Annotated in this window: 9 protein-coding genes; 6 read left to right on the forward strand and 3 right to left on the reverse strand. The window is 69.6% G+C overall.

What is annotated here, in order from left to right:
- The 6 genes from xdhB to D7V80_RS15355 form a co-directional block, all read left to right on the forward strand.
- Positions 1-3,274: xanthine dehydrogenase molybdopterin binding subunit (gene xdhB, locus D7V80_RS15330; protein WP_120588867.1), on the forward strand; the 3,274-nt coding region annotated here is incomplete at its 5' end.
- Between the two features lie 84 nt (positions 3,275-3,358).
- Positions 3,359-4,216, forward strand: a complete 858-nt coding sequence (locus D7V80_RS15335) for an MbnP family copper-binding protein (RefSeq protein ID WP_120588868.1) — start codon at positions 3,359-3,361, stop codon at positions 4,214-4,216.
- 12 nt (positions 4,217-4,228) lie between these two features.
- Entirely contained in the window at positions 4,229-5,377 is a 1,149-nt protein-coding gene (locus D7V80_RS15340; protein WP_120588869.1) for a methanobactin export MATE transporter MbnM, read from the forward strand.
- Between the two features lie 141 nt (positions 5,378-5,518).
- Positions 5,519-5,956, forward strand: a complete 438-nt coding sequence (locus D7V80_RS15345; protein WP_120588870.1) for a hypothetical protein — start codon at positions 5,519-5,521, stop codon at positions 5,954-5,956.
- Positions 5,957-6,307: 351 nt separating this feature from the next.
- Positions 6,308-8,014 carry a hypothetical protein gene (locus D7V80_RS15350; protein WP_120588886.1) on the forward strand — a complete coding sequence of 569 codons (1,707 nt, stop codon included), beginning with the start codon at positions 6,308-6,310 and terminating at the stop codon, positions 8,012-8,014.
- A 326-nt stretch (positions 8,015-8,340) separates the two neighbouring features.
- Entirely contained in the window at positions 8,341-9,354 is a 1,014-nt protein-coding gene (locus D7V80_RS15355; RefSeq protein ID WP_370452495.1) for a hypothetical protein, read from the forward strand.
- 6 nt (positions 9,355-9,360) lie between these two features.
- Here the strand turns inward: D7V80_RS15355 and D7V80_RS15360 are convergent, their stop codons facing one another.
- From D7V80_RS15360 to D7V80_RS15370, 3 genes are all read right to left on the reverse strand, one after another.
- Positions 9,361-9,540 (reverse strand): hypothetical protein, encoded by a 180-nt coding sequence (locus tag D7V80_RS15360; RefSeq protein WP_120588872.1) that lies wholly within the window; start codon positions 9,538-9,540, stop codon positions 9,361-9,363.
- An 8-nt stretch (positions 9,541-9,548) separates the two neighbouring features.
- Positions 9,549-10,268 carry a YcnI family protein gene (locus D7V80_RS15365; protein ID WP_120588873.1) on the reverse strand — a complete coding sequence of 240 codons (720 nt, stop codon included), beginning with the start codon at positions 10,266-10,268 and terminating at the stop codon, positions 9,549-9,551.
- A gap of 94 nt (positions 10,269-10,362) precedes the next feature.
- Complete coding sequence (locus D7V80_RS15370) at positions 10,363-10,932, reverse strand: hypothetical protein (RefSeq protein ID WP_147447112.1); 570 nt, start codon at positions 10,930-10,932, stop codon at positions 10,363-10,365.
- Between the last annotated feature and the right edge of the window lie 487 nt (positions 10,933-11,419).

An 11,419-nucleotide genomic window follows, 5' to 3' on the forward strand; every position in this document is an offset into this window, starting at 1 on the left:
GCGCTACGAGGCGCGTGACGGCCTGTTCCTGCGCCCCACCACCTGGGAGGACCTGCTCGCGCTGCGCGCCCTGCACCCGGAGGCGATGCTCGTGGCCGGCGCCACCGAGCTGGGCGTGGACATCACCAAGAAGTCCCGCCGCTACCCGTTCCTCATCTCCACGGAAGGCGTGGAGGCCCTGCGCGCCATCCGCCGCGAGGAGGACGGCTGGTACGTGGGCGGCGCCGCGTCGCTGGTGGACGTGGAGGACGCGCTGGGCCACGAGGTGCCGGAGCTGGCGAAGATGCTCAACGTCTTCGCCTCGCGGCAGATCCGCCACCGCGCCACGCTCGCGGGCAACCTGGTGACGGCCTCGCCGATTGGCGACACGGCGCCGGTGCTGCTCGCGCTGGACGCCCGGCTGGTGCTCGCGTCCGTGCGCGGCGAGCGGACGGTGGCGCTGTCGGACTTCTTCCTCGCCTACCGCAAGACGGCGCTCCAGCCGGATGAAGTGGTCCGCTTCGTCGTCATCCCGCATGCCCCGGCGAAGGACAGCGGGCTCACGCGCCACTCGGACAGCTTCAAGGTGTCCAAGCGCCGCGAGCTGGACATCAGCATCGTCGCGGCGGGCTTCTGCATCGAGACGGACGCGCTGGGCCTCGTGCGCACCGCGCGGCTGGGCTACGGCGGCGTCGCGGCCACTCCGGCGCGGGCGAAGCAGACGGAGGCCCAGCTCGTGGGGCACCCGTGGAACGCGGAGGCCGTGGCCCGCGTGCGCGCCACGCTGGAGCGCGAGTTCACGCCCCTCACGGACCTGCGCGGCAGCGCGGAGTACCGGCGCGGGCTGGTGGTGTCGCTCCTGGAGAAGTTCGCGTCCGGCGAGCGCAGCCCCGCGCTGGACGGACGCCCCCGCTTCGCCCCGGGCGCTCCCTCCGCCACGGCGGACGCGGGCCGCGAGCTGCGCCATGAGAGCGCGCTGGGCCACGTGACGGGCAGCGCGCAGTACGTGGACGACCTCGCGCAGCGCCGGCCCATGCTGACGGTGTGGCCGGTGCTGTCACCGCACGCGCACGCGCGCATCCTCCGCCGCGACGCCAGCGCCGCGCTGAAGGTGCCCGGCGTGGTGAAGGTGCTGCTCGCGGAGGACATCCCGGGCATGAACGACACGGGCCCCATCCGCCACGACGAGCCGCTGCTCGCGAAGAACGAGGTGCTCTTCCACGCGCAGGTGGTGGCGCTCGTCGTCGGCGAGACGCCCGAGGCCTGCCGCGAGGGCGCCCGCCAGGTGGTGGTGGACTACGAGCCCCTGCCCGCGGTGCTCACGCTGGCCGAGGCCCTGAAGCAGGAGAGCTTCCACACCGACCCGCACATCATCCGCCGGGGCGACGTGGACAGCGCGCTCGCCTCCAGCCCGAACCGGCTGGCCGGAGAGCTGACGATGGGCGGCCAGGAGCACTTCTACCTGGAGACGCACGCGGCCTTCGCGGAGGTGGGCGATGAAGGCGACGTCACGGTGACGTCCTCCACGCAGCACCCGTCGGAGGTGCAGGCCATCATCTCGCACGTGCTGCACGTGCCCCGCAGCCGCGTGGTGGTGAAGGCGCCGCGCATGGGCGGCGGCTTCGGCGGCAAGGAGACGCAAGGCAACGCGCCCGCGGCGCTGGTGGCGCTGGCGGCGGTGCACACGGGCCGGCCGGTGAAGTGGATGCTGGACCGCGACGTGGACATGGTCGTCACCGGCAAGCGCCATCCGTTCCACGCGGCCTGGGAGGTGGGCTTCGACGCCACGGGGCGGCTGCTCGCGCTCAAGGCGGACCTCACGTCCAACGGCGGCTGGTCCCTGGACCTGTCCGAGTCCATCACCGACCGCGCCCTCTTCCACCTGGACAACGGCTACTACGTGCCGTCGGTGCGCTACACCGGCCGCGTGGCGAAGACGCACCTGGTCTCCAACACGGCCTTCCGTGGCTTCGGCGGACCGCAGGGCATGCTGGTGATGGAGGACATCCTGGCGCGCATCGCGAGCACCCTGGGCCTGGCCCCGGAGGCCGTGCGCCAGCGCAACCTCTACGACGGCGTGGGCGAGACCAACACCACGCACTACGGCCAGGAGCTGGAGGACAACCGGCTGCCGAAGCTGTGGGACGACCTGATGGAGTCGTCCGACTTCGTGAAGCGCCGCGCGGAGGTGGAGGCCTTCAACGCGTCCAGCCCCCGCATCAAGCGCGGGCTGGCCATCACGCCGATGAAGTTCGGCATCTCCTTCACCGCCACCTTCCTCAACCAGGCGGGCGCGCTGGTGCACGTGTACCGCGACGGCTCCGTGCTGCTGTCGCACGGCGGCACGGAGATGGGCCAGGGGTTGCACACCAAGATTCAGGGCGTGGCCATGCGCGAGCTGGGCCTGCCCGCGGAGCTGGTGCGCGTGGCGCACACGGCCACGGACAAGGTGCCCAACACGTCCGCGACGGCGGCCTCCAGCGGTTCGGACCTCAACGGCGCGGCGGTGCGCGAGGCCTGCATCCAGGTGCGCGAGCGGCTGGCCCCGGTGGCCGCGCGCATGCTGGTGCAGCTGCACGGCCAGGCGGTGTCTCCGGACGCGCTGGTGTTCGAGGACGGGCGCATCGCCGCGGCGTCGCGGCCGGACCAGGGGCTGTCCTTCGCGGCCGTGGTGGAGGAGGCCTACCGCGACCGCGTGGGCCTGTCCGTCACGGGCTACTACCGCACGCCGGGCATCGGCTACGACCGGACCCTGGGCCGCGGCAAGCCGTTCCTCTACTTCGCCTACGGCGCGGCGGTGAGCGAGGTGGAGGTGGACGGCGACACGGGCATGAAGCGCGTGCTGCGCTCGGACCTGCTGGAGGACGTGGGGGATTCGCTCAACCCCGGCGTGGACCGGGGCCAGGTGGAGGGCGGCTTCGTGCAGGGCATGGGGTGGCTCACCGGCGAGGAGCTGAAGTGGGACGCGAACGGGCGGCTGCTCACGCACTCCGCCAGCACCTACGCGGTGCCCGCCTTCAGCGACGCGCCCATCGACCTGCGCGTGGCCTTGATGGAGCGGGCCGGGCAGAAGGGCACCATCCACGGCAGCAAGGCCGTGGGCGAGCCGCCGCTGATGCTGGCCCTGTCCGTGCGGGAGGCGCTGCGCGACGCGGTGGCGGCCTTCGGAGCGCCGGGCGGCGACGTGGACCTGCCCTCGCCCGCCACGCACGAGGCCCTCTTCCTGGCCATCCAGCGGCGCAAGGCGCGGGGCGCGGGACTTCCGGTTCCGGACGAAACGCGCGAGGTGGCCTGAGCCGGGCGGCGGGTGCGGCAACATGCCACGCCATGGCGGCGAGGCCGGTGCGTTAGACGGGAGCACCTTTCAAGGATGATCCCCATGCGCTCCATGCTCCGCTCCCGCCTCCTCCTGCCGCTGGCCCTCGTGGGCGCGCTCGGCTGTGGAGCGGATGAACCCGAAGCCCTGACGGTGGAGCTCCCCGTCGTCGCCCGCGTGGGCACGGAGGCGTTCGCGTGCGGCAAGACGTACACGAACGTCGGGACGACGGGGACGACGTACGAGCCCATGGACTTCCGCGTGTACGTCCACGCCGTGCGGCTGGTGACGCGGGACGGGCAGGAGGTGCCCGTGACGCTGACCGAGGACAAGACGTGGCAGCACTCGGGCGTGGTGCTGCTGGACTTCGCGAACAAGGACGGGCTGTGCACGCAGGGCACGGAGGGCATGAACGCGTCCATCAAGGGCACGGTGCCCCAGGGTGACTACACGGGCCTGCGCTTCACGCTGGGCATCCCGGAGGAGCTGAACCACGGCGACCCCACGACGCTCGGCAAGCCCATGGATGACACGGGCCTGCACTGGAACTGGCAGAGCGGCTTCCTCTTCACGCGCATCGAGGGCCGCACGCAGGGACTTCCCCAGCACGTCATGCACCTGGGCAGCACGGCCTGCGCGCCGCCGCCCGAGGGCCAGACGCAGGGCACCGCCGGGTGCGCGAACAACAACCGTCCGGAGTTCCAACTGGACGGCTTCGACGTGGCGAAGAACAAGGTGGTGATGGACCTGGGCACGCTCTTCGCGGGCTCCAACCTGGACGTGAACACGCCTGGCACGGCCGCGGGCTGCATGTCGTCCCCCGCCGACGCGGACTGCGGGCCCTTCTTCGAGCGCCTGGGACTGGCCTTCGGCGGCCAGGCGGCGAACCCGGCCGCGCAGACCTTCATCCGGGCCGAGTAGCAGGAGTCCGACGTGGCACGACGACAAGCACAGGCGTGGAAGGCCCTGGCGACGGTGGCGTTGCTGGCCGCGGGCTGCGCGGATCCCTCGGGGCCGACCGAGGAGCCCGCCCCCTACGACTGGAAGCTGCCCGCGGGCTTCCCCAAGCCGCGCGTGCCGGAGGACAACCCCATGTCGGAGGCGAAGGTCCAGCTGGGCCGGCGCCTCTTCTACGACAAGCGCCTGTCGTTGAACGGCACGCAGTCCTGCGGCTCCTGTCATGAGCAGGCGCGGGCCTTCACGGACGGGCGCGTGCACTCGGTGGGCAGCACGGGAGAGGCGCACCGCCGCAACGGGCAGGGGCTGGCGAACGTGGCGTACGCGACCAGCCTGACCTGGGCCAACTCCGCGCTCACCACGCTGGAGGCCCAGTCGCTGGTGCCGCTGTTCGGGCGGGATCCGGTGGAGCTGGGGTTCGCGGATCAGCAGGAGGTGTTGCTGGAGCGGCTGCGCGCGGATCCGGACCTGACGGCCCGTTTCGCGGAGGCATTCCCGAACGAGGCCACGCCGGTGTCGCTGGCCACGCTCACGCGGGCGCTGTCCGCGTTCGAGCGGTCACTCATCTCCGGCACGTCGCCGTATGACCGCTATCTGTACGGCAAGGAGGTGGACGCGCTGAGTCCCGCGGCGAAGCGGGGCCTGCAGTTGTTCCTGTCCGAGCGCCTGGAGTGCGACCACTGCCACAACGGCTTCAACTTCCAGGACGCGACCGTGCACGAGGCCACGGCGGAGCCGGTGCTGCCGTACCACAACACGGGGCTCTACAACGAGGACGGCCAGGGCGCGTATCCCGCCGGGGACACAGGCCTCTTCGAAATCACGTTCCGTCCAGGGGACATGGGGCGCTTCCGCGCGCCGTCGCTGCGCAACGTGGCCGTCACCGGGCCGTACATGCACGACGGCAGCCTGGAGACGCTCTCCGACGTGTTGGACCACTACGCCGCGGGAGGCCGGGCCAGGGCGGCGAACGGCGGACAGCCGAGCCCCCTTCAGAGCGCCTTCGTGCGCGGCTTCGAGCTGACGCCCGAGGAGAAGGCGGACGTCATCGCGTTCCTGGAGTCGCTCACGGACACGGCGTTCCTGACCGACCCGCGCTTCGCGGACCCCGCCACCGTGCCGTGACAGGGCGCCAGGCAAGAACAGACAGACAGCGCGTCCAGCAGGCCGCGAAATTTAAACCACGGCACCGCAAATCCATTGGCCTCGCATTGATTGCCATTGGACCCGTCGCTAGCCTTTGCCTCCCTTCCCAGGAGAGGTGCCATGCGCCGTCTGCTTGCTGGAGTCTCCGCCGTCGCCGCGATGTCGTTGTCCTCCGTTGCATGGGCCGAGGAGTCCCGGCCGTCCGCGCCTGAAGGCCTCCAGTCGTTGGGAGCGAGCGATGCGGTCGCGGCCTGCTACGTGGACACGTTCGCATGGGATGTCTTGTCGGGCGGCTCCTGCTTCGCCATGGGCAGCCCGTTCGCGACGACGGTTGTCTTTGGAGTCCTGGGGATTGATCAATCCGGAGGACGCTATGTCGTGCAGTTCCTGGATGGGACCTGCGAGTCGAACGGGTACACGCTGGATGAGGGTAACATCTGCCTTCGCACCATCGGCCGCAACCAGACGGTGAGCCAGCGGGTGCAGGTCTACGACACGTGGACGGCGGAGTGGTCGGGCATCCTCACCGCGTATGCCTCCTACGAAGGGCTCCACTGAGCCGCGCTCCATGGGGGTGCGTCATCGGTGCTGAATGAGCCCTGCCGCTCCCCCGTGGGGCAGTGGGCCGTGCTGGCCTGCATGGCCCTGCTCCTCGCGGGCTGTGCGTCGTCGCCATCGCACGGGGGGACCTGGAGCTACGGCACTCCGGCGGCGCGCTCCGCCTGGCGTCCGTGGGCGGGAGCGCCTCGAAAGCCTCCCGCGGAAGGCCGCGTGGACGAGGCGAGGGCCTGCGGCGGTCGAGCCGTGCCGAAGGGCTGGCCCGACCTGGAGCGCGGTGAGCAGCGCCTCGCGCCCTTCCTGGCCTGTGCCTCGCCCGCGGCCTTCGTGGCCATGCAGCGAGGGGTGGATATGCCCCGGCTGGTGGAGTCCCTCGATGATTGGGATGCCATCCGGCTGGGTTCGTTGGGGCCGTTGGATGCAAAGGCCTCCGGCATCCTTCAGCGCAAACGCGCGGCCTTTCTCCTCAGCGCGGTCGAGAAGTACGGCCTGCAACGCGCGGAGGTGTTCGCCCTCTTCATCCTCCACGCCACCTTCGATGACGAGCTGCGCGAACTGGTCCAGCACCTGGCCCGCGACAAGCAGCTCGGGGAGACGCTGGGTGGCATGCCGACCGTGCGCGAGGAACTGCTGCGCCGGGGACTGAAGGTCACGGCATATCCGGAGCGGGAAGAGCGAGCTGGTGACGTCCTGCGGGGCCTGGGGCGCGCGGGGCGGGACGCGCTGTCCAGCACCGACGTGAGCGCGGGGGCCCGCTACGTGGAGTTCTCCGCGAAGCGTGCGCAGCTGCCTCCGCCGTACCAGGAAGCGCTCGACGCGGTGGAGCGGGCCCTGATGGCAGGGCACTTCTCCCCGGGCAACGTGGTGCGAGGTGGATTCGATCACCTGACGTTCGGTGTCCCGATGGGCTTCTTCCATCTGCTCGCGGGAACGGCCCAGGGTGCAACGTCCCTGGCGAAGGGCCGGTACGAACAGGCCACGCGAGAGCTGGCCCCCGCCGCGCTCATGGTGGCGCTGTACGCGGGAGGCAAGGGCGCACGGGCCATGCGAGGAGAACGGCCCGCCTTCGACATGGCGGCGCTCAAGGCGGCGGTGGAGCGACTGGAGGACCAGCTCGGAGTGAACGCCACCCGGGAGCTGCTACGTCAGCTCCGAGCGAGCCGGGAAGGCGCCCTCCTCGCCGCCGAGTGGGGAGAAGCCGGAGCGCTGGCGCTGTACGAGGCCCGAGGCAACCCGGCGAAGGCCCAGGCCCTGCTGGCGGAGGCAAGCCGCGAACGCCCGGGCGCCGCGCAGAAGAGCACCGGCAGTGGAGTGCAGTCGAAGGACTTCGCGGGGGTACCACCGGAGGTCCTGGAGGCCCGGCTCGCCCAGGTGGAGTGGGAGGCCACGGGACCCCGGCTGTCCCGCGATGTGTCCTTCCTGAAGGAACATCCACCCGAGCGCAATGCGCCGCCGGGAGCCGAAGGTCACCCACTCTGGACGGAGTACGTGAGTTATCGCGAGGCGAGGCTCGCGGAACTGGAACAGGGCATACCCGCGAAGGGGCCTTTGAAATGGGAAGGCTACCTGGACCTGCGCGGGCAGTTCATCCGCGGGCTGATGTTCGAACGCGACATGGTCGCCCGACTCCGGGCAGACGCGGCTCTGCCCCGAGCGCAGCGTCGGTGGCTCAAGGACTTCGATCAGCCCCGCATCGAAACGCACGTGGGCATGACGAAGGCGGACCTGCGCTTCGCTGACGCGCTGGTCATCGAAACGAAGCCGACATCCGGGCAAACACCACGCATGGAGACCATCAGCTTCAAGAGCCGCGACCTGCGTCACCGCGACGGAGATGCATTGAAGTCCCAAATGAGAACGGACGCGCGTGCGGCTCTTCGGTATTACGGCGAAACCGTGAACGTCCGCAGACCAGGGCTCGAAGGGCCGGTACGAATCCGCCGGGTGCGCCTCATCTACGAGGGAGACGCCCTCAAGTACTGGAACACGACCATGCTGGAGGAAATCCTGGCGGACCTCCAAGACGCGGTCCCCGGTGTGGAGATCCAAATTCAATGACCGCGCAGGAAACCGCCGGGTTCATGGCGAACGACTACCTGTACCTCTCGTTTGATGGAGCCTGCAACACCCCGGGCGACCTCGAAATGGAACTCGCGCCGTTGCTTGAAGCACTTGAATCAGGCGCTGGCGAGTGGATGCCAGACATCGTCAAGGGCGTGCGGCGCCGAAAGTACACACGCCAGGCCGTCACCAAGGGGTTGACTGAGTCACGCCAGGAAAGAACGACATCCGTGGCGCTCTACCGCACGACAACCCCCGATCTGGAAATGTCGCTCCATCTCAGGCTTCCACCACTACGACCCAGCCTGCGACTTTCTCTCACCATGAGGCTGCTCGGCCTCTTCGCGCGGGAGTCGAGTTGCAAGGAACTCGTGGAGATGGTCCGAACCTGGGCCATCCACTACCCCGTCACCCACGCAACGGCCCACAGTCTCGCGGACAAGGATCTGGCGAACTTCCCTCTCTTTGGCCGCGACCGGGAAACGGCCTATCAGGACGGCTTCGACAAGATCTACGAGGTCTGCTGGCTCAACGTCTTCGGCACGAAGCTGGTGGAGAGCGTAGGCCGCGAGCGCATGCGCTCCACTCCCGCCCACCGCGTCGAAGAGCTCCCCGACGGCTCCGTCCTCCTCGTCACCTGGCCCACCGCCGCGGACTTCGCCAGCGAGGCCGCCCGTGTCGCCCAGGCTCGCGCGTGGGTCCACCTCCGGCCGGACCTCGACTTCGACACGGTGATGGCCACCCTCCGCGAACGAAGCGCGACCCTCGCCCCTGTCGAACCCCGCTTCGCTCCGGACGTCGCCGCGCTGCTCTCACGTCTCCCCGAATACGCATCCCTGGCCCAGCGCCAGCGACGCATCGCCGAGCTCAACGCCTACGTCCCGCCAGAGCCGGACGAGTGGCTCCCCCTGGACGCCGCCCTGCCTTCAGACGTGGCCGACCCGAAAGCCGCCCTCGATCAGTACGCATACTTCGCGGAACGCCTCGTGGCGCTGCTCCACACGCCAGTGCCCTCCGTCTTCAAGGGGTCCCCCGAGTCCCTGACGGACATCGACCTCCACTTCTGGAAGGAGACCTTCCCGGACACCTTCGAGCGGCACAACATCGATGCCATCGCGGTCCCCGCCGTCGGGGCCTACCTGGGCGAAGTGCTGGTCAAACACCTGGGCGGCCAATGGCTCCCACGCAAGCAGTGGATGGAAGCCCAGGTCCGAGTCGGTGACCGCGTGTGGCTGCCCTTTGCTCGCGCACACCGCTACATGCGGTCCACCCAGTCCCTGCTGGACCACTCCCTCACCCAGCTCTACCGCGTCGCGGAGCGCCACCGGTCCCGCTGAGCCCCACTACCGGGCCGGCGGCTTGAGGTCCTCCGGCAACCGCTCCAGCGGCGGACGCTCCAACGCCCCCGGCCGCTCCACACCGGAGGCCGTGCCCGCGTCACCCTGCCCCGTGGGCGAGGGCGAGGGCTTGTCCGAACAGCCAGCAAGAACACCGACACACAACACGAAGAGCCAGTGGCGCATGGTCGCTCCTAGTACTTCACCCAGATGACCGTGCCGGGGTGGATCTGCGTGAGCGCGGTGACGCCGGGCTCCTTCTCGATGAGCGCCTGCGTGACGGGATTGAAGCTGTACGCCTGCGTCCCGGACCACACGATGAGCGCGTCCTTGAACACGGTCAGGTCATGCACGTGCTCCTCCACCGTGTACGAGTTCCAACCCGGCAGCCGAGAGGGCAGCAGGTAGAGCGACGGCGCCGGGTTCTCCGAAGGCCCCGTGCCCGCGTCCCCGTCATGGTTGTGCTCGCCGCCTGCCGTGCTCGTCCACTCCACCACCGTCAGCGCGCCGCCTTGCGTGCTGCACGTCTGCGTCGTGGGGAAGAACAGCGTGGTGAACGGCTTCGAGGGCAGCTTCATGCGCAGCCCCAGGTGGAAGAAGTGCGTGTCCGCCGCCTTCACGTTGCCCGGGGGCCGGGTCCACGTCACCGCCGTCACGTTGCCGGAGGCGTCCTTCTCCACCTCGGCCGAGCCGAACACGGAGTCCACCGGGCGCACGTTCGTCACGCCCTCCGGAATCTGGACCCGCATCTTGGACGTGTCCGCGCCGTCACAGCCGTGGCTCACCGTGATGTCCGCCTCGAAGGTCGCCCCGGCATACGGAGGCGTGGCGCCCGCCACCGCCGCGTGCGCGAAGGCGGACGAGGACAGCAGCGAACCCGCGACGACACACAGCGGCCCCAGGACAGACTTCATCGGGTGACTCCGGGAAGAAGAGAGCATCCCGGATAGCAGCCCCCCGTGGCGCGGCCGCTGCGGTCATTTGTCGCAGCGTCCGCACCGGACATCCTCACGGCAGCGCGATGCGCCCCGGAGCGTTCTGCGTGCCCTGCTCGGTGTGACAGCTGTTGCAGTCCCCGTTGCTCTGCGGCGTGGCCATCCTGCGCGACGTGCCATCCGGCCCCACCAGCCGCGCCCGGTACGGCATCGGGAAGGACGGCTGGAGCGCCTTGGACATGAAGTTGCCCGCGGAGTTCGGCACCAGCGTGAGCCGCACCTGATCCTCCATGTCCAGGATCTCCACCTTCACGTTCGACGGCTCCACCAGCCGGGCATCACACCCGTCCGCCTCGTGGAGCGTCGGAAACACCGTGCCCATGAAGAAGTACGCCACGGAGGGCGCCTGCCGCAGGTGACAGTTCCGGCAGGCGTAGCCCGGCGCCATGGCGGCCCCGGTGCCGCCCGTCGCCTCGGTCCAGATGCTTCCGCTCGCGCACGTCGTCGGCGCGGGCCCCGGCTCCACGCCCGCGTCCACGTCCAACACCACCGCCAGGCCCGGCTCCGCGGAACACCCCAACGCGCCGCACAGGAGCAGCGACTTCCACGTCCACCGCGTCACGTCGCGACTCCATCCCGGCATGGCTCTCATGCTCCCGGGCGGCGTCTACCACGCACGCCATGTGCCCCCCGTGCGGCAAGAGCGCGCAGGGACATGTCGGACCCACCCCGTATCGTCCTCAAACACTCCACAGACGAATTCATGGAATCCAATTTTCACTGGCAATTCAAAGACACGGTCAGATCCGACCAATCTCGCCGTGACAAGACGCTCACGGGGAGGCGGACCCATACACTCCGCGTGTTCCCGTCGCATGAACCGATGTGTCACGTTTACACGGACACCCCGCGCATTATCCCGTGAACAGGGGAGGTCCCCGGGTTTCCGACCTTGGGGGTCATTTGAATGTTCCTCCGTTCGCGCGATGAAGTGGCTCACGGCTCAGACGCTCTCCGAATTCCGTTCCCATGAAATTCGCCCCCTGCCTCGCCCCTGATTCACGCACTCCCCGCCGGGCCCGGGGGCCGGAATGGCTCCAATGTGGGTGGGGGGGATTGCTCGCGCGCGC

Origin of the sequence: Corallococcus sp. CA054B, from assembly GCF_003611625.1 — a bacterium.
GTDB classification, from domain to species: Bacteria; Myxococcota; Myxococcia; order Myxococcales; family Myxococcaceae; genus Corallococcus; species Corallococcus coralloides.